Source organism: Paraburkholderia sp. CHISQ3, from assembly GCF_030464945.1.
Taxonomy (GTDB): Bacteria; Pseudomonadota; Gammaproteobacteria; order Burkholderiales; family Burkholderiaceae; genus Paraburkholderia; species Paraburkholderia megapolitana.
Genome location: NZ_JALPRG010000018.1, coordinates 1 through 22,026, shown reverse-complemented (window position 1 = coordinate 22,026; position 22,026 = coordinate 1). Strand labels below are relative to the sequence as shown.

Here is a 22,026-nt window from a genome sequence, read left to right as displayed (position 1 = left end):
AGGACCGGCTGTCGACTCCGTCATGTTGAGCGCAGAACAGGCCGACAATATCCGCGCGCTGACCGGCGTAACGTCGACACTTTCGATCGACGTCACGCTCGCCGGCCACGCAATGCGCCTCTATCTTGTGGGCCGCAAGCTCGACCGGACGACGTGGGGCGGGACCGGATCGCCGAGCACCAACAGCGAAGCAGTCGCAAACGACCTCGCACGCGGGTTGTCGTTTGCCGAGACAGTGTTGTCCGAAGTGAACTCGCTCGTCGTCATCGTGAACCGCGAAGGGAGCATTCAACGGTTTAACCGGCTCGCGGAAGAATACGCAGGGCTGCGCGAAACGGACGTCATCGGCAAGAACGTGTGGGAGCTGTTCATGTCCGCGGAGGAGGGCAGTGCGTCGCGGCAGAACATCGACGGCTTTTTCAACCGCGGCGAAGCCTACGCAGTCGAACGAACGGTGAAAACCGTCAAGGGGCCGCGACTCTTTCAGTTCCGCAACAAGTTCGTGCGCACCGGTAGTCGCGAAGACGATATCTATCTGGTGTGTTCCGGTATCGACATTACCGAAGAACGCGATGCCCGCGAACGCCTCGCCAAGCTGGCCAACACCGACACTTTGACGGGTTTGCGTAATCGCAACTATCTGACGCAACGGCTTCAGGATCTGACGTCGAAGCCCGAAAGCGTCGGTACGCTGGCCATTCTGCTGATCGACCTCGACAACTTCAAACGGATCAACGATTCGCTTGGACACAGCGACGGCGACCAGTTGCTGAAGATGGTTGCGCAGCGGCTGCATCGGGTCGCGGGCGAGCACCATGAAGTGACCCGCATCGGCGGCGACGAATTCGTGATTCTGGTGGAAGGCGAGGGTGAGGGCGATGCCGCGCAGGATCGCGCAAGCGAGCTGACCGACCGGATTGTCGAAGACTTTCAGATGGCTTATGTGCTGCGGGCGATCAGCTACCGGATGCGCGCCAGCGTCGGCATAGCGGTGCACGAGCAGGCCGAAGACACGGAGTTCGATCTGCTCACGCATGCCGATCTCGCGATGTACGCGGCAAAAGCTGTCGGCAAGGGCAAGGACATCAGCGCTTTCTGTCAGTACACGCGTGAGCTGTCCGAGCGCGCGGAGCGCGGGCTCGAGTTCTATCAATCGATTCAGTACGGCTTCATTCGCAAGGAATTCGTCTTGCAGTTCCAGCGTACGGTTCGCGCCGATGGCGCTCCGCCAGGCGTGCACGCTTGCGTGTGCTGGAACCGGCCCGGTGTGGGCGCGATCGGCGAGAACGAACTGCTGCCGATGGCCGAGTCGTCCGGCTTCGGCGTACAGCTCGGCGAATTCCAGTTGCGGGAAGTGTGCGCGGAGATCCGCGCGCGACGCGACGCAGGCTACGACGCGCCCCGCGTGACCGTCACGATCCCATCGACACAACTGATCGACGGCGACCTGCTCGGTTGCGTCACCGACAACCTGCGCGAATACGGACTGGAACCTGACGCGTTGCGGCTCGTCATCCGCGGACGGCTCGATCAGCTTGCGCATGGCGTGCTCGGCAAGCTCGCGGCGATCCGGGCGGCTGGCGTGAAGGTGCTCGCCACGGTGTCGTCCAGTTCCTCGTTTTCCAATGTCACGATCGTCGCCGTCGATGGCATGTTCGTCGGACCGGATCTGATCGAGGCCATACCCGGTGACCCGGTGGCATGCGCGGTGGTGAGAGGGCTCGCGGGTTTGTGCGAAGAGTTGAGTCTCGATGTGCTCGTCGCCGAAGCCGGACGGCAGGACCAGATCGACTGGCTGGCAACGCTTCGCGGTGTAGAGCGCAGAAGCGGGTCTTTCCATGAGGCTTTTCCGGAATGAGGAACAGCCCTCGATGTGAGGAAGCGTAATGCACGCCGGTGTGTCCGAGACGATCCAGCCAGGGAAGCTGTACGAAGGCGAATGCCAGGTGTTCAAGGAGCACGTTCGCCTGCGCCTGTCGCTTGACGCGTCGGGCTTCGTGATCGAGCGTGAGTTGAAGCAGCGCGACGGGACGATATTCAACCAGGTCGTACCGATCGACCGCGCAGCCGATCTTTTCGATTTCGCCGCTGCCGATCCGTACGAACCCAAACTTCAGCGCATCTACGAAGCGCTGCGCCGGCACTATGTCGAAGCCGCTGCGAGCGAATTGCCGTCGATAGATCACGGCGATCCGATACACGCCATCGGCGAACTCGCCTCGTGTCGCTCGGAAGGCCAGTTGCTCTTCAAGGCCCGCGCGATCGTCGCGGCGCTGGGCGGCACGCAGTTCGTCTATCAGTGGCTGCGCTTTGACGGCGATAACAGCGCAACGGGCGATGCCGTCGAAACCCGCTATCTCGCGGGTTGCCGGCCCGCGTGGCTGCAGCAATACCTGGCCCGGCTCTGGTACATGAACGATGCGTGGATCGTCTATGCGCGCAACAACGTCGCGCCGGCCGTCACTTCGCAGATCAACCTGCACCGCGAAGACCACTGGTTGAGGACCGAGGCGAAAACCCACGGTTTTGTCAGCGGCATGGTGTTGCCGGCGCATATCAACCGCGGGTTGATCGGCATGCTACAGGTCAGCAACGATATCGCGGCGCCGGCCGGCGAGCAGACGCTGTGGGACAACCGGATTCTCCTGCGAGCGCTGTCTGCCGCATTGCTCGACTGGCAGGTGAGCCACCTGCGCAAGACCGCCGAGTTCGCGTATCACCTCACCGCGGACGAAACCATCGTCCTCAAGACCTTGCGATATGGCGGCGATGCCGGCAACGTTGCCGAACAGTTCGGCATCTCGATCCATACTGTGTATAAGTCGGTCTATCAGCGCATCAATCGAAAAATCGGCGTATCGCGAATCAACGAAGCGGTTGAGAAAGCAACTATGGCTGGGTTGCTCGACTAGGTTTGGTTCCTTACGCGAACCCTGCGGCACCGCGCATCAGATCAGATCAGATAATGCGTTTCGTCGGAAATGTCGACGGCGGATCGCATACCAATCGCAGCCCTTGAATTCGCCACCGGCGTTCCGCGATACTTCGGTGAAGTGCCGGAACCCGGCTGCATGCCCACCACGCATAGTTATCGATTGCGCGAGATTTCATGATCAGGTGTTTTTCAGAGGCGCGTTCGTCGAAGTCGTGTCAGATTGAATCTTTGAGCGATCGTCGCTGGAAAGAACGCGATGGCGACGGGTCTGCTTTGCGCGGCCAGCGCTGGGCTCACAACGACACAGCCCTTGAGCTTCGCGGCACGACTGTCCTGCAACACACAAACCTGCGTCCGACGATTTCCACCTACGCAACGCTGGAAAACGACCGTCTGTACTGGGCAGACCGGGTTGCCTGGATCATCTTGTTGCTCTCGGTGACCGCCTGCGTTGTCCTGCTCATTTATGTCGTCTATGACAGCGGCGCAGGTCGCGATTTGACGACGCCGCTTGCGGAATCGACTGCGCGGACAACCGCGGAAATCGATTCGGCGGAGCTATCGGATCGTGACTTCTCCGATCTCGACGGGGTGAAGCATCCGGTGGCTGGATGCTCCGGGGCTAATGTTGCGGCGGGCCCGCGCCTGCGCGGTAGCAATGACTGCACGACAACGGTCGCGGCGCGGGGCGACAGTGCGTCGGGAGAGGGACAGTGAAGTTGCAGGCATGAAAGGGCTGCGTGCGTGGACGATCCTGAGCCACTGGTAGTGCGACAGGGGTCGCAAAAATTCCCACATGAAGACCTTGATTTCTCTCCCTCCTTACCTTAGAGTAAGGAAACTCGAAATCAAGGAGAACGCGATGGCGTTCGCGACAATTACGTCAAAGGGGCAGGTTACGATTCCGGTCGGCGTGCGGAGCGATCTGGGGTTGGGAACCGGCGACAGAATCGAATTCGTCTTCAACGACGACACGGGTCGCTACGAGCTAGTGCCAGCGACAAAATCCGTCGAATCGCTCAAGGGGCTTGTCGGTAAGCCAGCCAGGCCCGTGTCTGTCGAGGACATGAATGCGGCCATTGCCGCGCGCGGAGCGAACGGTTGATGATCGGTCTCGATACAAACGTTCTCGTCCGATACATCGCCCAGGATGACAAGACACAATCGCCGAAGGCGAATGCATTGATTGAGTCACTGACGGTGGAGGAGCCAGGTTACGTCACACAGGTCGCCCTGGTCGAGGTCATCTGGGTTCTCTCGAGCTTATATGCGGCAGATCGCGATCAGATCGCGCAAGTGGTCGAAGGTCTCCTTCGAACTAAAGAGTTGTCTGTCGAAGCTGCGGGGACGGTCTGGAAAGCCCTTCGGGCGTTCACTTCCTCGAAGGCCGACTTCGCGGACTGCCTCATCGAGCGCGTTTGCCATGACGCACATTGCGAGTACACAGCGACATTCGATGGGAAAGCCGCCAGGTCGGCGGGCTTGCGGTTAATCAAGTAGACAGCCGCCGAACCTCCCTGCGACTCCAGACCCCTCGATAGAAAAGACTCTGCAGCCCAAGCATCGCAACAAAAGTCACCGCATACGCCCACCAGATGCCCGACATCCCGATGCGGAAATTCAACCACGTCGCGACCGGCAACTCGATACACAGAATCGCAAACATACCGAGCCCCGTAGGATCAAGCACGGTTCCGCTCGCGCGCATCACGCCGACGAGTACGTTCGTAAGACCCAGCACCACGACGCTCCAGCCGACGATATGCAGCAGCTGCAGCGCGAGCGCAATCACCGCGTCGTCTTTCAGGAACAGCCCGATCACCGTCGGCGCGAGCGCATAAGCGCCGGCTACGAAACTCCCCGTGACCGCGAGATTCAACGAGAGGCCAGTACGCACGATACGACCAAGCCGCTCTGTCTTCCCAGCTCCGATAGCGTGCGACGCGAGTATGGACGCGGTAATGCCCAGCGACATCGCGCACTCTCGCGTGATTGCCCGCGCCCCATGCCTGACCGATCAGCACGGTCGCGCCCGAACTGAGTCCGATGATGATCGCGAGAAGAAAGAAGAACACCGGGAAGAACGACGACACCGCGGCAATCGCATCGACGCCGATCATCTGGCCCAGGTAAATGCCATCGATGGTTCCCGCAGCCGATTGCAGGATATTGGTCAGCATCATCGGGACGAGGATGGCAAGGTAGGTCCTCCACAACGGGCGAGGTTGGGGAGCGCGAGACTGGCTGTAGGCGGCACGATCGATTCCTTTGGCAAAGCGCTGCCATTCCGGTGCGGCAAATCGCCCGGAGCAACGTTGAAGCGTTGAGTGAAACGAGAGGCGGGTGGTTACCCGACGAGCGTCGAGACTACCGCTAGCGGTAGTAGACGCGAGTCCTCGAGCGCCGCCGTGCGGTGCCCGATTCCGGCCAGGTAGGGCGCGTGAGAAGCGGGTGTCGGGAACGCGGCGACGTCGTTGCGCATCGCGAATGCGCGCGCGGCGTCATGAGTCGGTTCGAGATAGCGGGGCGGGTCGAAGCCCGTTGAACAATGGGCCTCAGGCAGGTCTGGCATGGAAGGCTCCGGTCGATGTTCGGTGTGAATGCGCGAATAATACCCGGGTTAAAGCGGATGTAAATATTATCCGGGTATTATTCGTCACCGTTATCGACACGTGGCTGCTCCTATGCCAGTTCGCGGTTCACTGCGGCGTTTGTTGTTTCTGCAGATATGCCCGCACGTCGCTCATCGACACCCGCCCGGTATGGCCGCTGTCGATCGCGTCGAAGTGTTCTGCGACATAGCCGAGACCATCGCTTTGCGCCTGCGCTTTCGTGATCGACGCGCCATTGCTGAGCGCCGTGTTGGCGCCGAGCTGCGCTTCGACCCGTTGCTGCGCCTGCTGCTGCAGGCTCGCGCCGGTGGACGGGAGTACCGCCGGCACGCGGTTTTGCGGGAAGAACGGGCCGTCGACGCCCCCTCGTCCCTGGGGCAGCGTCACCGGCGCCACCGCTTGAGGCGGCAGCGCATGGGCACAACTGATGACCGCACCGAGCACGATCAACGGTGAGATACGCCGCAACAATCCAGTAAGAGACATGATCACTCGCATCGCATGGGTGAGCCGGGGGCTCGTAACAGGCAGTATCCCACCATCGCTCAGGGCGCGGCGGTCTGGGTAACCGGCGTGCTGCCGGTCGGTGTGCTGGCCGCTGCCTCGTCGCGCCATGCACGAGGCAGGGTCCACAGCGTCAGCGCACCCGGAATCGGTCTGCCGTTGTAGAAACGCGTGAGATCCGCTGCCATCTGCGGGCGGCCTGTGTCATCCAGATAGGTCATATGTCCGCCCTGGAAGAAGCTGACCTGCAGGTTCGGATTCAGACCCGGCACGGTCTGCAACCGCGCCAGTTGCTTCTCGGTATTGAAGAACGGTGCCGCCAGATCGTAGAAACCGTTTTCCGAATAAACCGCGAGCTGCGGATTGAGCGTCAGCGCGCCGAGCAGATCGGGGATCGTATCGGCCAACGCCTGTCCGGCATGCGAGTAGTCCCAACTGAAGATGATGTTGCTGTTGAACGGCACGTAGGCCGCATTCGGCGCCGTATAGCCGAAGTAGTCCGGCATCTGGGTGGCCAGGGAATTCGCGAATGGCGTCTCGACCAGGATGTCCGACGGGTCGGCATCGGTTTGCAGCCGCGGATCGGAAACCGGCAGCGACACGCGTCCGTCGTATCGACCGATCTTCGAGCCGGGTATCAGGCTGGTCGAGTAAGGCGTCGCGTTGAAGTAGCCTTGCAGCGCCTGCATCGTCAAGCTCGACGGTAGTTCCCACGATTGCAGCGTCTGCGTAGAGGGGAACACCGGCGTACCGAGCGCATTGGGCGCACCGATCTGGCTGAGCGTCCACGACTGCGAATAGTTTTGCAACGTGCGGTATTGCGCCGTCACGAACAGTTCCACCTGCAGTGCATACAGGCCCTGATCGATCGGTGTCGGTGAAGCCTGGTCGTAGTACGCCGCGACCTCCGCATAACTCGGCAGGTAGCCAGCCAGAGTGTCCGTCGCGAGCGCGAGCCCTGTGGGGAAATCCTCGATGGCGGCGTCCGTTGCATCGGCGAACAGATTCAGGATCGACGATTGCAGCACGATTCCCTTCAGGTGTACGCCGGCGGATTCGAGCGCCAGTGCCAGCGTATCGGTACGCGCCGTGCCGTACGACTCCCCGTAGAGATACAGCGGCGATGCGCTGCGCTGGTTGACCGCGATATAGCGCTCGATGAAGTCGCGCATGACGTTGACGTCCGAATCGAAAGTCCAGAACGTCTTGTTCGTGTTCGGCAGGACCGCTTCGGAGAGCCCGGTGCCCGGCGGGTCGATGTACACGAGGTCCGTCGTGGCAATCAGACTTTCCGCGTTGTCGACGCGGGGATAGTTCGGCCAGTTGCCGAACAACGGGTCGGGCGTGGCGACGCGCGTCGGCGCGAACGAACCGAGGTGCAGCCAGATCGCCGACGACCCCGGGCCGCCGCTATAGATGAAGGTAACCGGTCGCGGTGCGCCGTTCGTGCTCGGCGCGGTGTACGCGAAATAGGACATCGACGCTTCGGGATTGCCATTTGCATCCGTTGCGCTCAGATGGCCGGCAGTAGTCGTGTAGTTGACCGTGGTCTTGCCGGAGGTCCACTGGTGCTGCATCGTGGCAGACTTCTCGGTGACCTGCGATGCAGCCAGACCGTCGGTCGCACCCATCGAATAGGCCACCGGATCGACATACGGTTGATTGCCGGTTGGTGGACTGGATTGCTGGCTAGCGGTCTGCTTGAGGTTCGCGGCGCTGCCGGATGATGAACTCCCGTCTCCTGCGCCGCATCCCGCGAGTGCCATGACGCCGATCGCCATCGCACCCAGTACAACCAATCGGCCGTGCCGGCAATAGCCGCTGTTAGTACCGTTCCTGTTTCGTTTCATCCTTATCCCTGGTAATAATGTAAGGCGCATGAAGTGCCAATTAGTTTTCGAGAAATCTGACCATTTGTCACAGTTTAAGTTGAATTAAATTTCTGCTTTCGAAGGTATAGAGAGCGAGGTAGTGAGACTTCTTCGGATCGCCGGGATCGCAGAAGATATGCATGTGGAATAATGAAGCACGAAGGCTAGAACCCCACAGAAGAAGACTCAAAGACCATCGGTGTCAGGTCGTGAAATTTTCGGCGAATCATATTCAGGATTTATTATCGAACCATGAATTTGTGTAAATGAATATTTCTTGCGATACGCTTTCCGTGAGTTTGCAAATTGCAAATTTTTAAGAATTTATGACTTCACGGAATTGAAATTGCCATTAAATGCGGATTAACCATTCAATAAACATAATCCGGCACGCGATGCAATTCCGGTTGCCGATGTGCGGGGCGGGGTAGCGGACTGGTTTCGCATGCGATCGATATAACGATTGGTCGCTTTGGCGACGATGCATCCGTTGCTACGATGGCCAACTGGTTCGCGAGGCAACGACGCCGATGACAAAGATTCGCAACACATCCCCCAATCCACCCACTTCGCGCGGCCGCCGTCGTTTGCTGGGCGGGCTCGCAGCAAGCGGACTGATCGCCGCTCGGCGCGCCGGCGCAGCGAGCCCGACGCTCGCACCGCTCGAGATCGCGCCGTGGAGCCGCACACCCGGCGCACCGATACTCGAACACCCTTACGGATTGCCGTCGCCACATGAGTCCGAGGTCGTGCGCCGTAGTGCGCGCACGTGGCCATTGCCGGGGGCCGCTTCCTCGATGACGCCGCTAGCGGACCTGTACGGCACGATCACGCCGAATGGCCTTGTTTACGAGCGGCATCACGGCGGCGTGCCCGATATCGATCCCGATCGGCACCGCCTCGCGATTCATGGCCTCGTGCGCGAACCGAAACTGTTCACGATGGACGATCTGGTCCGTCTTCCATCCGAGTCGCGCATTCATTTCATCGAATGTTCGGGCAACACCGGCAGCGAGTGGAATGGACCGAGCGGCCAACCGGTGCAACTCACACACGGTTTGCTCTCGTGTTGCGAGTGGACGGGGGTGCGTCTGTCAACTCTGCTCGAAGAAGTTGGCGGTCTGTCGACGCCGAACGGTGCACGCGGCGGCTGGATGCTGGCCGAGGGCGCGGATGCCGCGGCGATGACGCGCAGCTTGCCGCTCGAACGCATTCTCGATCGGGCGCTGGTCGTCTATGCGCAGAACGGCGAGCGCCTGCGTCCGGAAAACGGCTATCCGTTGCGCCTGATCGTGCCGGGGTTCGAAGGCAATACGAACGTCAAATGGCTGCGCCGCCTGAAGTTCGTCGATGCACCATTGGAGACTCGCGAGGAAACCTCGAAATACACGAGCTTGATGGCAGACGGCACCGCTCGCCAGTTTGCGTTCGAGATGGATGCGAAGTCGGTGATCACGAGACCGTCGCCTGGACATCGCCTGACCGCACAAGGCTATTACCCGATTAGCGGTCTCGCGTGGTCGGGGCGCGGCGCGATTCGCAAGGTCGAGGTATCGACGGATGCGGGCGCGACGTGGCAACTGGCGCGCCTTGACGGGACGCCGCGCGATCGCGCGCTCACACGCTTTCAGGCCGACTGGCTCTGGCAGGGTGCGCCCGCGGTGATCCTGTCACGCGCTACAGATTCGACCGGTTACGTGCAGCCCACGCGCGAAGCACTGGTCGCCGCACGCGGGCTGAATTCGCAGTACCACTACAACGCGATTCAGCAATGGCGTATCGATGCGAGCGGCGAGGTGCGCAATGCGTAATTTCTTGCCGCGCAGGCTTCTGGCTGGCCTGCTTGTCATCGCAGGTTCGTTTGTACCGGGCGCCTATGCAGCGCACGACATCGGCACGCCACTGTCGGAGCAGGACATCGCGCCATGGAACATCGACGTCGCCCCGGACGGCCGCGGCTTGCCCGCCGGCAGCGGCGATGTCGCGACAGGGGCGCACGTGTTTGCGGCTCAATGCGCCGCATGCCACGGCGCGCAAGGACAAGGTTTGATCGGCGACGCGCTGGTGGGCGGGCAGGGTACGCTCGCGAGCGCGAAACCGAAGCGCACGGTGGGAAGTTACTGGCCGTATGCCACGACGTTGTTCGACTATATCCGCCGCGCGATGCCGTACAACGCGCCCGAGTCGCTGTCCGCCGACGACGTGTACGCCGTTTGCGCCTTCCTGCTCAACCAGAACGGTATCGTCCCTGCGGACACGCACCTCGATGCGCAGTCGCTCCCGGCGGTGAAAATGCCGAACCGCGGCGGATTCGTCGTCGATCCGCGACCGGGGCGACTGTGAGTCGCGTTTGCCCGTTTATTGCTGCAAACCCCAGCGACGCACGGTAATCCGTTCGAGCGTATCGAACACCAGATGCTCGATCAGCAGACCGATCACGATAACCGCCGCAAGCCCAGCGAAAACCCGATCCGTATACAGCTCGTTGCGGTTCTCGAAGATGTACCAGCCGAGACCGCCGCTGCCCGAACTCGCGCCAAACACGAGTTCGGCGGCGATCAGGGTGCGCCATGCGAAGGCCCAGCCGACCCGCAAGCCGGAGAGTATCGACGGCAGCGCGGCCGGTATGAGAATCGACAGGACGTGATGCAAGCCCGTCAGACCATAGTTGCGGCCCGTCATGCGCAGCGTCGCCGGCACCGCCTGGAAGCCTGCGTAGGTATTGAGCGCAAGCGGCCACAACACGGCGTGTACCAGAACGAACAACAGGCTGCCGGTGCCGAGACCGAACCACAACAGCGCGAGCGGCAGCAGTGCGATGGACGGTAGCGGATTGAACATCGCGGTCAGCATGGTCAGCAGATCGCGACCGATGCGGGTCGAAACCGCTAGCGAAGTCAGCACGAACGCGAATGCAACCCCGAGCAGATAGCCGCGCAGCAGTACCGACATCGAGTTAGCGGTTTTTTGCAGCAACTCGCCGGACAGGATGCCCTGGACGAATGCATTGAGCGTAGCGGTGAAGGTTGGCAGCAACAGATCGTTGTCGACTGCACGCGCCGCGAATTCCCATATGACCACGAGCACGAGCGCAATCAGCGTCTTGCGCAACCAGGTCTGCGCGAAAATCCGTTTGCCGAGCGGCAGCGGTGCATCGACAGCGATATCGCCGAGCGGCTCGAGTGGGTGTTCGTATTCTTCGCGAACGGGCGGCAGCAGCCTGGCAGGCGAGTTCATTGAGCGGACTCCGTTGGTTCGAACAGCAAGCGATGAATGCGCTCGGCGCTGCGCTGAAAATCGCTGCGCCCGGTACTGTCCTGCGTGTATTGATGACTGTTGACCTCAGCCCGCACCCGGCCCGGATGCGGCGACAGCAACAGAATTCGATTGCCGACAATCAGCGCCTCCTCGATCGAATGCGTGACGAACAGCAGCGTGAAGTTCACCTCTTCCCACAGACGCAGCAACTCTTCCTGCATCTTGCGACGGGTCAACGCATCGAGCGCTGCGAACGGCTCATCCATCAAGAGCACGCGTGGCTGCATGGCGAGCGCACGCGCAATCGCTACACGCTGCTTCATCCCGCCCGACAAGGTATGCGGATACGCTTTCGCAAACGATGCAAGCCCTACCTTGTCGAGGTAGTGCAGCGCACGCTCGCTGGCTTCGGCACGCGACAGTTTCCTCGCCACACGCAACGGAAACACGACGTTTTGCAGCACCGTCTTCCATGGCGGCAACTGGTCGAACTCCTGGAACACCACGATACGGTCGGGGCCGGGTCCGTGTACCGGTTGGCCATCCAGCGCAATGCTGCCGGAGCTCGGCTCGATAAAACCCGCGACCGCTTTGAGCAGCGTCGATTTACCGCAGCCCGATGGACCGAGCAGCACGAAACGATCGCCGCCGTAGACGTCGAAACTGACCTGATGCGTTGCACGCACGATCCGTTCGCGCGTGCGGTATTCGAGGTTGACGCGGTCCACGACCAGGAGTCTTTCGCTGGTTTGCGCAGACGCTGAGATCTGTGCCGGGTCGCCGCCGTTTGGTGCGCCTCGCGCATCGGATGCAGCGGGAAATAAAAGCGTGGGATTGGCCACCATCAGATCGGTCCAGGTGAGTAGGTCATGCCGGCATGCAAGCGCAATGTCAGCTTCCTGCGGCCGTGGCTGGGTCATCGAAGAAGTAGTCCTTCCATGACTTCGGTTCGTTTTTGATCGCGCCGACGCGATACATGAACTGCGCCAGTGCGAACGTATTCTGCGGTGCGACCTTGAACTGCACCTGCGGATTTTTGATCACCTTCAACAACAGGTTGCGATCGATCTTCGACTGGTTCACGCGGATATAGATATCGGCAGCGGCCTCCGGGTTGGCCGTGACAAAGCGCGCCGCGTCGGCGAGCGCATCGACGAACGCGCGATACGTCTTCGGGTTGGCGTCGCGGAATTTCTCGGTGGCATATAGCACCGTGGCCGAACTCGGACCACCGAGCACGTCGTAGGAACTCAGCACGATGTGCGCTTTCGGATTGCCTGCGAGTTCTTGCTCCTGAAACGGCGGATTGCCGAAATGCCCGGTGATCTCCGTGCCGCCAGCAATGATCGCAGCGGCCGCATCGGGATGCGGAATCGCCTGCGTAAACCTGTCGAGGCGGTTGTAGTTCTTGTCACCCCACTGTTTCGCCGCAGCAAACTGCAATACACGCGATTGCACCGACACGTTGACCGCCGGGACCGCAATCCGGTCTTTCTCGGTGAAGTCGGCAATCGTTTTCACGTTCGGGTTGTTGGAGACAAGGTAGTAGGGCAGATTGCCGAGCGAGGCAACGCCCTTAACGTTTTGTCTGCCGTGGGTACGATCCCAGATCGTCAGCAATGGACCGACGCCTGCGCCCGCGATATCGATGGCGCCGGAGAGCAGCGCGTCGTTGACCGCCGCGCCACCCGACAGCCTGATCCAGTCCACCTTGATGTCGAGTCCCTGCTTGCGCCCCTCGCTCTCGATGAATTTCTGATCGCGCGCGACGTTCAGCAGCAGATAGACCACGCCGAACTGCTCGGCGATGCGGATCTGTCCTTCGGCGCGTGCCGGTGCGGCAGCGATGAGGCTTGCCGTTGTGCCGATTGAAATCGTGAGCAGGGTTGCGATGACGCGACGCGCGAAAGACGACGCAAGCGCGGTCGGGAGAAGAGTGAACTGCATCGGTACTCCGGTCAGCATGTGAATGAATCGAGGCGAGCTTGCCGTCCGAACGGCATGTCACCTTTCTTCGTTCAGCCGGAGCGTAGACGCCAGCCCGTGGGTCGGGGCGCGATGCGCCAAATCTACCGGCGCACAGGGGCGAGGGCAACGAAGCAAATCGGATACGTTTATCTGCTGGAGTGATAAACCCGATGCTGTACCGGAGATAGCGAGGTGCCAGCGGCGCTTCGTCGTCCTCCAGGCGATCTGGTATAAATGTCGCCCAAACACGGGCGATGCCAAACGGGCATCTCATAATCATATCGACGGGGACAGGAAGTAATGGACAAGCACCGCATCGCAGTGCTGGATGACGACCCCGAGGTGCGTCACTGGCTGCAAGGTTTGCTGGAGGAAGCGGGGTTCGCGGTTTCGGCGGTCGAGAACGCGTCGAGCATGCAGGCGCGCTTGCAGGCAGCACCTCATTCGCTCGTCATTCTCGATCTGAAGTTGCGCGGGGAGGACGGCCTGACCGTCGCCCGTGAGCTGCGCCGCCAGTCGGACATGCCGATCATCATGATCAGCGGTCTTGGCGACGAGACCGACCGCGTGCTGGGTCTCGAGACGGCCGCCGACGATTTCGTCACCAAGCCGTTCTCCGGGCGCGAACTGCTGGCGCGAGTGCGCGCACAGTTGCGGCGCACAACCGAGCTGTCGATGCCGCGCCCATCCGGTGCGCTGACAAGTGGGCCGCGCTTTTCGTTCGGCGGCTGGTTGCTCGACCTGGCGGCCCGCACGCTGAGTCGCAACGGCGACGAATGCACGCTCACTCAGGGGGAATTCGCGTTGCTTGCCGCGATGGTGCAGCAACCGTCGCGCATCTGGTCGCGCGACCAGTTGCTCGAACACACACGCGGCGTCGATATCGATGTCTATGACCGAACGATCGACGTGCTGATCCTGCGCCTGCGTCGCAAGATCGAGCCGAATCCTGGCCAGCCGGTGTATATCCGGACGCAACGCGGCGTCGGGTATATGTTCTCGGCCGCCGTAACCCGGCTGTAGTCCGATGTGGGCCGCCCTGAAGGCTCGTGCGCTGCCCGTCAGCGTGCGTGCCAAGCTGGTCGCGACGTTTCTCGTCCTGTTCGGCATCACGCTTGCCGTGGTCGGCGTCGGCGTGCTCGGGATGCGCGCGAATCAGGACGCACTCGACGAATACGAAGCCAACGTCGTGCCGGAGATCGCACGGGCGCTCGAACTCTCCGACAAGGTCGCCCAGCTCGCCGCCGTCGCACCGGGCATGACACTGACCGATTCATCGGATCTGCTGCATAACGATGCCGAGCTGCTGAGCGGGCTGCTCGGCGACATCCGGCGGCTCTCGCCTGGTCTGTCGAAGCAGGCTGCCGACAATCTCGCCGTGACCGACGAACTCGATGCCATCGATCAGGACCTCGCGCGCCTGCTCGTCGTCTCCGCCCGGCAGCGGCAACTGCGCGAAGAGCTCGCCGGCCTGCGCTCGACCACCGATCAGATCGGCGACGCGATCATGCGCAGAAAAAGCGTGTTCGCGCAAAGCGCGCCGACCTTGCTCGAGGTGTGGGCCCGCACGACGAGCGCGCTGCAGGCGGCCAATGCAGCCGAGCTCGGCGCGGCCGAGGGCGACAACGAGGCATTGTGGTTGCAGGTGAGAGCGCGCGGCGAGGATGCACGCCAGCCGCAACTCGCCGAGGCGCTCGCGCAGGTCGACAACGGCCCGCGCAACGCGTTCGCGGTGCGGCGCGAGTTCCTGTCGAGCGAGGCGCAGACCAGCTATCTCGTGACGCTGCTGCGCGGGCATTCCGATCACCTGAGCGGCAAGGCGGCCCGCTACGTCGAGCACCTGCGGCAGATCGCGCGGGAGCGCAGCGACGAGGTGCGCAAGGTCGCGCTCTCGAGCCTGTCGGGTCTCCTGCTGCTCGCGATCGCGGGCGTCGCGGTCGCGCTTGTGGGGGTCGCCTATGTGAACCGGATTCTGCAGAAGCTGCAGGCGATGACGCGCGTCATGGGGCGCCTCGCTGCCGGCGATACGTCTGGCCAGATTCCCTCCACGCACCGGCCCGACGAAGTCGGCGAACTGGCGCGCGCGTTCGAGATATTCCGCACCAACCTGCTGGAAAAACAGCGTCTCACGCAAGGCATGGAAGCGCAGCGCCGGTTGCAGGAATCGGTGCTGAATTCGATGAATGACGGCGTGTCCGTGCACGACGCCCACGGGCGACTGATCGCCTGGAACCCGACCTTCGCGACCTTGCTGGGATGCGCACCCGAGGTGCTCCATCCGGGCACACCGCTCAATGTGCTGCGCCGTCTGGTGGACCGGCCGGCTCGCTGGCGGCAGGTATCGCACAACAGCGCCACCTATACCGTAGACGGCGCGCGGATTGCCGCGTCGGCGGAATTTCATATCCGCAACCAGCGCATTCTGGAGTTTCACAGTCAGCCGCTGCCGGATGGCGGCTGGGTCGCCGTGTGCCGCGATGTAACGAGCCGGCGCGCAGTGGAGGCGGAGTTACGGCAGGCCCAGAAGATGGACGTACTCGGTCAGCTAACCGGCGGCGTTGCCCACGATTTCAATAATTTCCTCGTGGCGATTCTCGGCAATCTCGAACTGTTGCTGCCGCGTTTGCAGACCCAACCCGAAGCGCTCGTGATGACCGAACGCGCGCGTCGCGCGGCCGAGCGGGCGTCGCGCCTGACGCGGCGGCTCCTCGCGTTCGCCCGGCGACAGCCGTTGCAGGCGGAGCGCATCTCGGTCGAAACGATGCTGCTCGACATGCTCGATCTCGTCGAGTATTCGGCAGGGGCGCAGGTTAGTGTTGTGCTCGATCTGCCTGGCGTGCCGCTGTGGGTCAATGTCGATCGCGGGCAACTGGAGAATGCCGTGCTGAATCTGGCGCTCAACAGCACGGCTGCGATGCCGAATGGGGGCACGCTCACCCTGTCCGCGTATCGCGCCGCGCCGGCAAGCGGCAACGACAGCGTGCCGCCAGCGGTCGTGCTGGCAATCGACGACACCGGCTGCGGCATTCCCTCCGTGCTGCTCCACAAGGTGATCGAACCGTTCTTCACGACACGAGCGGCAGGCGAGGGCAGCGGCCTCGGTCTTAGCAGTGTGTATGGGTTTGTGCGACAGAGCGGCGGCGATCTGCGGATTCACAGTACGCCCGGCCAGGGAACCCGCGTCGAATTGTGGCTCCCCGCGAGCGATGCGCCTTCCCACGTCGGAACGCTGCCGGCCGAACCGCCGCGAACGCCAATGCAGATGACGGATGCGCATGTATTGGTGGTGGAAGACGACGCCGACGTGCGGGATACCGCGCTCGCCCAGTTCGCCGCACTCGGCGTGCGGGCCGACGCGGTGGCGAGCGGTGCGCACGCACTGCAATGGCTCGATACGCACGGCCCGGTGACGCTCGTGCTGTCCGATATTTCACTCGGTGCGAGCGGCAGCGGGATCGAGTTTGCAGCCGAGCTGGCGCGACGCTGGCCGCTCCAGCAGATTGCATTGACGTCGGGGTTGCCGCCTGAAGTGCATCAGACACACCCGGCCTGGAACCCCGATCTGCCGTTCGTCGCGAAGCCGTTCAATCTCGACACGCTCGCGGCGTTGCTACGCCAGCCGGTTCGCGCCGCCGCTGTCCGCTACGACGTCTCCTGAGCGGGCGCGGCCACACCGATTGTTTCGATTGTTAACAGCGCGACCCTCTCTCGAAATTGTCGATTAACCCAACTCGTGTCTGATACACCCACGCGACGGACCGGCTCGCACCCGATGCAGCCGCCGTCGCAGAAGAGACAAACAAAACATGGAGACACGGATGGTCACGATCAAGACAGGCTTGCTCACGATAGCACTCGCGCTCAGCGTCGGCCCGGTGGCTGCGGCAACGCTGCGCATCGCCTGCGGCTCGGCGGGCGTGGACCAGGAAGTCTGTCAGATATCGGCGAAGCACTGGGCGGAGAAGACCGGCAACGAAGTTGAGTTCATCAACATGCCGAACAGCTCCAACGAAACCCTGGCGCTCTATCAGCAGCTTCTCGGCAGCGGCTCCGACAAGATCGATGTGATGCAGATCGATACGGTCTGGCCCGGCATTCTCGCCAGTCACCTCATCGACCTCAAGCCGTACAGCAACGGCCAGGAGCACCAGTCGTTCCCAAGCGTCGTTGCGAACGACACCGTGAACGGCAAGCTGGTCGCGATGCCGTGGTTCATCGATACAGGGCTGCTCTATTACCGCAAGGATCTGCTCGAGAAGCATCATCTGAAAGTACCCACGACCTGGGAAGAGCTTGACGCCACCGCGCGCAAGATCCAGAGCGCCGAGCGGGCAGCCGGCAACGAGAAGATGTGGGGCTATGTCTGGCAGGGCCGGGCGTATGAAGGGCTGACCTGCAATGCGCTCGAATGGGTGAGCAGCCACAACGGCGGCGACGTGATCGACAGCGAGGGCCGTGTCACGATCGACAATCCCGCGGCCGCCCGCGCGCTCGATCTTGCCGCGAAATGGGTGGGTACGATCAGCCCGCGCGCGGTACTGAACTATGGCGAGGAAGAGGCGCGCGGCGTGTTCCAGTCGGGCAATGCGCTGTTCATGCGCAACTGGCCCTACGCATGGTCGATTGCGAACAAGGCCAACAGCCCGATCAAGGGCAAGGTAGGCGTCGCGCCGTTGCCGAAAGGTGGTGCGGATGGCAAGTCGAGCGCAACGCTCGGCGGCTGGCAGCTCGCCGTGTCGCGCTATTCGCCGAATCCGAAGCTGGCCGCCGATCTCGTGATGTACCTGTCGAGCGCCGAGGTGCAGAAGATGCGCGCGGTTCAGGCCTCGTTCAATCCGACCATTCCCGCGCTCTACGAAGACAAGGACGTACTTCAGGCCAACCCGTTCATGGCGGAGCTACTGCCAACGTTCAACACGGCGGTGGCGCGTCCATCGACGGTGACGGGGCCGAAGTACAACCAGGTCAGCAACCAGTTCTGGAACGCTGCGCATGACGTGCTGGCGGGTAGCGACAACGCGTCGGGGGCGCTGGCGAAGCTCGCGGTCTCGCTCAAACGGCTGGCACCGAATGGCACCTGGCGCTGACATGCAAAACATGTCGACCAGACCGACCAGTTCGGGTCTTGCCCAGACGCGGCGACGCGAAGCGTGGCTGCTGATGTTGCCTGCGCTGCTGATGCTGGCGGCCATCGCAGGCTGGCCGCTCGCCCGTACGATCTGGTTCAGCCTGACCGACACACAGTTATCCGACCTGTCGGCACACCGGTTCGTCGGGCTCGCCAACTACATAGGCGAGAGCGGCGTGCTGCGCGATCCGGCGTGGTGGCAGGCGGTTGCAAACACGCTGATGTTCTCGATCGTATCGGTTGTGCTGGAAACGTTCGCGGGCCTTGGCGTCGCGCTGCTGCTCGACACGCCGTCGCGCATCCGGACCTTGCTGCGTGCGGCGGTGCTCGTGCCGTGGGCCATTCCTACCGTCGTGTCCGCGAAAATCTGGAGCTGGATGCTGAACGACCAGTTCGGCGTGGTCAATGCAATCCTGATGAACCTGCATCTGATCGGCGAGCCGCTCGCCTTCACCGCAGATCCACACCTCGTGTTTCCGACGATCGTCTTTGTCGATGTGTGGAAGACCACGCCGTTCATGGCGCTGCTGATGCTGGCCGCCTTGCAGACGGTGCCGCGCGACTGCTACGAAGCGGCACGTGTCGACGGCGTACCGCGCTGGCGGGTGTTCGCCCGGGTGACACTGCCGCTCATCATGCCGGGCGTGCTGGTAGCGATGATCTTCCGTTCGCTCGACGCGCTGCGCATATTCGATCTGATCTACGTGATGACATCGAACAGCCGGCTGACCAAAAGCATGTCGGTGTATGTACGCGAACAACTGATCGATTTCCAGCAGGTCGGGTTCGGTTCAGCGGCGGCCACGTTGCTCTTTCTGATCGTCGTGCTGTTCACGTCCGCGTACATGGTGATAGGCCGCAACCGTATGCGAGGGATATGACATGAGAAAGCATCCCCTGGAAGTCGCTGCGTATTACCTGTTGTCCGGCCTCGTGCTGATCGTCTCACTGTTCCCGTTCGTCTACATGGCTGGTAGTTCGCTCAGACAAGGCAACGCGCTGTTCGATGCGTCGCTGTGGCCGATGCGACTGTCACTCGACAACTATGCAGAACTGTTTCGCGATCAACCGTTCGGCGCATATCTGTTGAATTCGGCGCTGGTGGCGGGCGGCGTGGTGGCGTTGTCGCTGGGCGTATCGGTGCTGGCTGCGTATGCGCTCGGGCGTGTGTCTTTTCGTGGCCGCGGCGTACTGATGATGTGCATTCTCGGTGTATCGATGTTCCCGCAGGTCGCCATCCTCTCCGGTCTGTTCGAGCTGATCCGCGCACTCGGTCTCTACGATCGCCTGCCGGCGCTCATCATCGCCGATCTGATTTTCACGTTGCCGTTCACGGTCTGGGTGCTTGTCACCTTCATGCGTGAACTGCCGCGCGAACTGGAGGAAGCGGCACTGGTCGACGGTGTCGGCGTGCTGACACTGATCTTCCGCATCTTCATGCCGCTGCTGCGGCCCGCGCTTGCCGCCACCTCGCTGCTCGCGTTCGTCGCAGCCTGGAACGAGTTTCTGTTCGCGCTGACGTTCACGATCTCGTCGGGGCAACGCACGGTACCGGTGGCGATCACGATGATCACCGGGTCGAGTAGCTACGAGCTGCCGTGGGGAACCATCATGGCCGCGTCCGTCATCGTCACCGTGCCACTCGTGATGCTCGTGCTGCTGTTCCAGCGCCACATCGTGTCGGGACTGACCGCGGGCGCGATCAAAGGGTAAGCCGGTCGCACTGCGATCACATTGAAGCCTTGGCTTCAGAGGAAAGCGAAATGAGCGAGATCAGATTGACCGGTCTGCAAAAGAAATTCGGCGCGACACCAGTACTGTCCGATGTCGATCTTTGTGTCGAAGCAGGTGAGTTCTGTGTGTTCATCGGTCCGTCGGGATGCGGGAAGTCAACGCTGCTGCGCCTCGTCGCGGGTCTCGAGGAACCCTGTGCGGGCGACATCTCGATCGACGGACGACGCGTCAAGGGGTAATCGTCCTTTTCGTGCAAAATCTGGCGGTTTCTCCTGAGGGCCTTTATTTATAAGGCTCTCCGGTTAGCGCCAACTATCGTCAGCAGACTTGGGCAAAGTCCGCGGTAAGATATTTGCCCGCGATTTCGGATCGCGCCACTTGGGCAGGAGGCCGGAGATGACGGGCCTGGAATTTCGCTATGTGGGACAGGACCGCCTGCCCACCCGGTTGTCGGAATTCGATGTGGAGCGCTACTTCGCGTTGACGGACAACGATATCGCCGCGATCAACGTACGGTTCCGGCGCGATCGCCGGGCTGGTGCCGCCATCCAGCTGGTCTTTCTGCGGGCCAGCGGCCACACGCTTGACCATGTCGGTACCTTACCGCGCCAGTTGCTGCGGTATGTCGGTGAACGGCTCGGCCTGCCCACACCAACGATCGCCTCGCTGCGGACGCTCTACCAGCGCTACAAGACCCAGTACGAACATCAGGTCTGGGCCTGCGAATACCTCGGCCTCACGTCGGTTAGCGCCGACCAGCGGGCTGGACTGGAAGCCTGGATGCGGCAGGATGCCGCCGAATCGCTCACGCTCGACGAACTGATTCAGCACGCGCACTACTGGCTGTACGAGCGCCGACTCCTGATACCCGCCGAACGGACGCTGCGGGATATCGGCCGCTCGATCTGGTCGGACATCGAGCGGGGCTTGCTCGTGATGATCGAAATAGCTGTCCCGGAAACACAGCTGGTGCGCGCCGATGCCGTGCTGTCTACCCAGCACGGCACAACCGGCACGACCGTTCTCGAATGGCTCAAAACACCGCCAGCGCGCCACAGTCCCTCGACCATCACCGAAACTCTTGCGAAAATCCGTTTCCTCAAGGAACTCGGGGCACATACGTGGACGCTGGATGCCGTACCGATCGAGAAGCAGCGCGCCTACGCACAGCGCATTCAGGCCAGGCGACCCGCAAAGGTTCGCGAACTGAAAGTGTCCACGCGCACGATAGAACTGATATTTTTCCTGCGCATCACGTTGCTGGATCTGACGGACGCGCTGCTCTATCAGACGGGGCGCCGTATCTCCGATCTCGTTCGGCAGGCCTATGATCGAACCACAGTCAGACAGGCCCGATCGGCCGTCGAGTATCGGCAACAATTGATCGCTGTCAAGGCACTCGTGAACGATACCGGGCGCTCTGCAGAAGAACGTCTTGCCGACATCGGCAAACTGCTCGCAGATCTGCCGGACAAGCCATCGGCCAGCCACGCAGCCAGCGTACGCGAAACCCTGACCGACGATCATCACCGCATCCGCAATCTGCTGGTGCCGTTGCGGGAACTGGAATTCGCAGGCCGGGACGCAGAGCCGAGCCTGAAACAGCTTGAACTCATCGGCGCGTTGCACGACAGCGGCGCAACTGAATTACCGGCCGACTGCGATGTGCCGGTTAGTGCAAGCTGGCGCGACATGGTCAAGGGGGAAGACCGTGCGCGAGCGCTGCGGGCCCTGGAAGCATCGGCAATCACGGGCCTGCGCAAGGGCCTGCGACGCGGCTCGGTCTGGATCAGTCACAGTCTGACTTTCCGCGAACGCGACGAGTTGCTGATTCCGCCTGCGCAATGGGACCGCGAACGCGACAGATACCTGTCCTCACTCGGTTTGCCGCATACGGCCGAGCCGTTTCTCGAGCGGCTGACCAGCCATCTGAAAGCCGGCCTCGCCGCGCTGGATGAAGCCCGTTGTTGATTTCCACCGAGTCTTAACCCACCGATTTCATCTAAATCTGACCCA

General features: G+C 61.9%; 20 protein-coding genes and 2 pseudogenes. 14 read left to right on the top strand and 8 right to left on the bottom strand.

Annotated features, from left to right (window positions below):
• The first annotated feature begins 22 nt into the window (after window positions 1–22).
• From M0D65_RS31350 to M0D65_RS31330, 5 genes are all read left to right on the top strand, one after another.
• Complete coding sequence (locus M0D65_RS31350) at window positions 23–1,858, top strand: diguanylate cyclase (RefSeq protein WP_266255941.1); 1,836 nt, start codon at window positions 23–25, stop codon at window positions 1,856–1,858.
• A 28-nt stretch (window positions 1,859–1,886) separates the two neighbouring features.
• Window positions 1,887–2,912: a helix-turn-helix transcriptional regulator gene (locus M0D65_RS31345; protein ID WP_266255940.1), complete on the top strand. Its 1,026-nt coding sequence runs from the start codon at window positions 1,887–1,889 to the stop codon at window positions 2,910–2,912.
• Window positions 2,913–3,163: 251 nt separating this feature from the next.
• Complete coding sequence (locus M0D65_RS31340) at window positions 3,164–3,652, top strand: hypothetical protein (RefSeq protein WP_266255939.1); 489 nt, start codon at window positions 3,164–3,166, stop codon at window positions 3,650–3,652.
• Window positions 3,653–3,797: 145 nt separating this feature from the next.
• On the top strand, window positions 3,798–4,040 hold the full coding sequence (locus tag M0D65_RS31335; RefSeq protein ID WP_266256023.1) for an AbrB/MazE/SpoVT family DNA-binding domain-containing protein: 243 nt from the start codon (window positions 3,798–3,800) through the stop codon (window positions 4,038–4,040).
• On the top strand, window positions 4,040–4,435 hold the full coding sequence (locus tag M0D65_RS31330) for a PIN domain-containing protein (protein ID WP_091006304.1): 396 nt from the start codon (window positions 4,040–4,042) through the stop codon (window positions 4,433–4,435). The genes M0D65_RS31335 and M0D65_RS31330 overlap by 1 nt, the downstream gene beginning before the upstream one ends.
• Here M0D65_RS31330 and M0D65_RS31325 read toward each other — a convergent pair.
• The 5 genes and pseudogenes from M0D65_RS31325 to M0D65_RS31305 form a co-directional block, all read right to left on the bottom strand.
• Window positions 4,428–4,910, bottom strand: a complete 483-nt coding sequence (locus M0D65_RS31325; RefSeq protein ID WP_266255938.1) for an MATE family efflux transporter — start codon at window positions 4,908–4,910, stop codon at window positions 4,428–4,430. The two genes, M0D65_RS31330 and M0D65_RS31325, sit on opposite strands and share 8 nt — an antisense overlap.
• 136 nt (window positions 4,911–5,046) lie before the next feature.
• A pseudogene (locus tag M0D65_RS31320) lies at window positions 5,047–5,115 on the bottom strand (hypothetical protein); the annotation flags it as partial.
• 167 nt (window positions 5,116–5,282) lie between these two features.
• Window positions 5,283–5,507, bottom strand: a complete 225-nt coding sequence (locus tag M0D65_RS31315) for a hypothetical protein (protein ID WP_266255937.1) — start codon at window positions 5,505–5,507, stop codon at window positions 5,283–5,285.
• A gap of 127 nt (window positions 5,508–5,634) precedes the next feature.
• Window positions 5,635–6,033 (bottom strand): 2-oxoglutarate dehydrogenase, encoded by a 399-nt coding sequence (locus M0D65_RS31310; protein ID WP_266255936.1) that lies wholly within the window; start codon window positions 6,031–6,033, stop codon window positions 5,635–5,637.
• A 59-nt stretch (window positions 6,034–6,092) separates the two neighbouring features.
• Entirely contained in the window at window positions 6,093–7,901 is a 1,809-nt protein-coding gene (locus M0D65_RS31305; RefSeq protein WP_266255935.1) for a peptidase S10, read from the bottom strand.
• Between the two features lie 551 nt (window positions 7,902–8,452).
• Here M0D65_RS31305 and soxC point away from each other — a divergent pair.
• Entirely contained in the window at window positions 8,453–9,733 is a 1,281-nt protein-coding gene (gene soxC / locus M0D65_RS31300) for a sulfite dehydrogenase (protein WP_266255934.1), read from the top strand.
• Window positions 9,726–10,265, top strand: coding sequence for a c-type cytochrome (locus M0D65_RS31295; protein WP_266255933.1), 540 nt, complete (start codon window positions 9,726–9,728; stop codon window positions 10,263–10,265). The genes soxC and M0D65_RS31295 overlap by 8 nt, the downstream gene beginning before the upstream one ends.
• Before the next feature lie 15 nt (window positions 10,266–10,280).
• On the opposite strand, the gene M0D65_RS31290 is transcribed toward M0D65_RS31295, so the two are convergent.
• Genes M0D65_RS31290 through M0D65_RS31280 form a run of 3 tightly spaced genes read right to left on the bottom strand, consistent with a single transcriptional unit; the run spans window position 10,281 to window position 13,127 of the window.
• Complete coding sequence (locus M0D65_RS31290; protein ID WP_266255932.1) at window positions 10,281–11,159, bottom strand: ABC transporter permease; 879 nt, start codon at window positions 11,157–11,159, stop codon at window positions 10,281–10,283.
• Entirely contained in the window at window positions 11,156–12,025 is an 870-nt protein-coding gene (locus M0D65_RS31285; protein ID WP_266256022.1) for an ABC transporter ATP-binding protein, read from the bottom strand. The genes M0D65_RS31290 and M0D65_RS31285 overlap by 4 nt, the downstream gene beginning before the upstream one ends.
• A 46-nt stretch (window positions 12,026–12,071) precedes the next feature.
• Window positions 12,072–13,127, bottom strand: coding sequence for an ABC transporter substrate-binding protein (locus M0D65_RS31280; RefSeq protein ID WP_266255931.1), 1,056 nt, complete (start codon window positions 13,125–13,127; stop codon window positions 12,072–12,074).
• Window positions 13,128–13,448: 321 nt separating this feature from the next.
• Between M0D65_RS31280 and M0D65_RS31275 the strand changes: the two genes are divergently transcribed.
• The 7 genes and pseudogenes from M0D65_RS31275 (at window position 13,449) to M0D65_RS31245 (ending at window position 21,981) form a co-directional block, all read left to right on the top strand.
• Window positions 13,449–14,171 (top strand): response regulator, encoded by a 723-nt coding sequence (locus M0D65_RS31275; protein WP_091006329.1) that lies wholly within the window; start codon window positions 13,449–13,451, stop codon window positions 14,169–14,171.
• Window positions 14,172–14,175: 4 nt separating this feature from the next.
• Window positions 14,176–16,806, top strand: a complete 2,631-nt coding sequence (locus M0D65_RS31270; RefSeq protein ID WP_266255930.1) for a PAS-domain containing protein — start codon at window positions 14,176–14,178, stop codon at window positions 16,804–16,806.
• Between the two features lie 160 nt (window positions 16,807–16,966).
• Complete coding sequence (locus tag M0D65_RS31265; protein WP_266255929.1) at window positions 16,967–18,235, top strand: ABC transporter substrate-binding protein; 1,269 nt, start codon at window positions 16,967–16,969, stop codon at window positions 18,233–18,235.
• 10 nt (window positions 18,236–18,245) lie between these two features.
• Window positions 18,246–19,157, top strand: a complete 912-nt coding sequence (locus M0D65_RS31260; protein WP_211367918.1) for a carbohydrate ABC transporter permease — start codon at window positions 18,246–18,248, stop codon at window positions 19,155–19,157.
• A gap of 1 nt (window position 19,158) precedes the next feature.
• Window positions 19,159–19,989 carry a carbohydrate ABC transporter permease gene (locus M0D65_RS31255; protein WP_266255928.1) on the top strand — a complete coding sequence of 277 codons (831 nt, stop codon included), beginning with the start codon at window positions 19,159–19,161 and terminating at the stop codon, window positions 19,987–19,989.
• 50 nt (window positions 19,990–20,039) lie between these two features.
• Window positions 20,040–20,240 (top strand): annotated as a pseudogene (locus M0D65_RS31250) (ATP-binding cassette domain-containing protein); the annotation flags it as partial.
• 97 nt (window positions 20,241–20,337) lie between these two features.
• Entirely contained in the window at window positions 20,338–21,981 is a 1,644-nt protein-coding gene (locus M0D65_RS31245) for a DUF4158 domain-containing protein (protein ID WP_266255927.1), read from the top strand.
• The last annotated feature ends 45 nt before the right edge of the window (window positions 21,982–22,026 follow it).

What these genes read in the sequence shown, in the direction of transcription:
- M0D65_RS31350 (WP_266255941.1), top strand. Translation starts at nt 23, where the DNA reads ATGTTGAGCGCAGAACAGGCCGACAATATCCGCGCGCTGACCGGCGTA.
- M0D65_RS31345 (WP_266255940.1), top strand. Translation starts at nt 1,887, where the DNA reads ATGCACGCCGGTGTGTCCGAGACGATCCAGCCAGGGAAGCTGTACGAA.
- M0D65_RS31335 (WP_266256023.1), top strand. Translation starts at nt 3,798, where the DNA reads ATGGCGTTCGCGACAATTACGTCAAAGGGGCAGGTTACGATTCCGGTC.
- M0D65_RS31330 (WP_091006304.1), top strand. Translation starts at nt 4,040, where the DNA reads ATGATCGGTCTCGATACAAACGTTCTCGTCCGATACATCGCCCAGGAT.
- M0D65_RS31325 (WP_266255938.1), bottom strand. Translation starts at nt 4,910, where the DNA reads ATGTCGCTGGGCATTACCGCGTCCATACTCGCGTCGCACGCTATCGGA.
- M0D65_RS31315 (WP_266255937.1), bottom strand. Translation starts at nt 5,507, where the DNA reads ATGCCAGACCTGCCTGAGGCCCATTGTTCAACGGGCTTCGACCCGCCC.
- M0D65_RS31310 (WP_266255936.1), bottom strand. Translation starts at nt 6,033, where the DNA reads ATGTCTCTTACTGGATTGTTGCGGCGTATCTCACCGTTGATCGTGCTC.
- M0D65_RS31305 (WP_266255935.1), bottom strand. Translation starts at nt 7,901, where the DNA reads ATGAAACGAAACAGGAACGGTACTAACAGCGGCTATTGCCGGCACGGC.
- soxC (WP_266255934.1), top strand. Translation starts at nt 8,453, where the DNA reads ATGACAAAGATTCGCAACACATCCCCCAATCCACCCACTTCGCGCGGC.
- M0D65_RS31295 (WP_266255933.1), top strand. Translation starts at nt 9,726, where the DNA reads ATGCGTAATTTCTTGCCGCGCAGGCTTCTGGCTGGCCTGCTTGTCATC.
- M0D65_RS31290 (WP_266255932.1), bottom strand. Translation starts at nt 11,159, where the DNA reads ATGAACTCGCCTGCCAGGCTGCTGCCGCCCGTTCGCGAAGAATACGAA.
- M0D65_RS31285 (WP_266256022.1), bottom strand. Translation starts at nt 12,025, where the DNA reads ATGGTGGCCAATCCCACGCTTTTATTTCCCGCTGCATCCGATGCGCGA.
- M0D65_RS31280 (WP_266255931.1), bottom strand. Translation starts at nt 13,127, where the DNA reads ATGCAGTTCACTCTTCTCCCGACCGCGCTTGCGTCGTCTTTCGCGCGT.
- M0D65_RS31275 (WP_091006329.1), top strand. Translation starts at nt 13,449, where the DNA reads ATGGACAAGCACCGCATCGCAGTGCTGGATGACGACCCCGAGGTGCGT.
- M0D65_RS31270 (WP_266255930.1), top strand. Translation starts at nt 14,176, where the DNA reads ATGTGGGCCGCCCTGAAGGCTCGTGCGCTGCCCGTCAGCGTGCGTGCC.
- M0D65_RS31265 (WP_266255929.1), top strand. Translation starts at nt 16,967, where the DNA reads ATGGTCACGATCAAGACAGGCTTGCTCACGATAGCACTCGCGCTCAGC.
- M0D65_RS31260 (WP_211367918.1), top strand. Translation starts at nt 18,246, where the DNA reads ATGTCGACCAGACCGACCAGTTCGGGTCTTGCCCAGACGCGGCGACGC.
- M0D65_RS31255 (WP_266255928.1), top strand. Translation starts at nt 19,159, where the DNA reads ATGAGAAAGCATCCCCTGGAAGTCGCTGCGTATTACCTGTTGTCCGGC.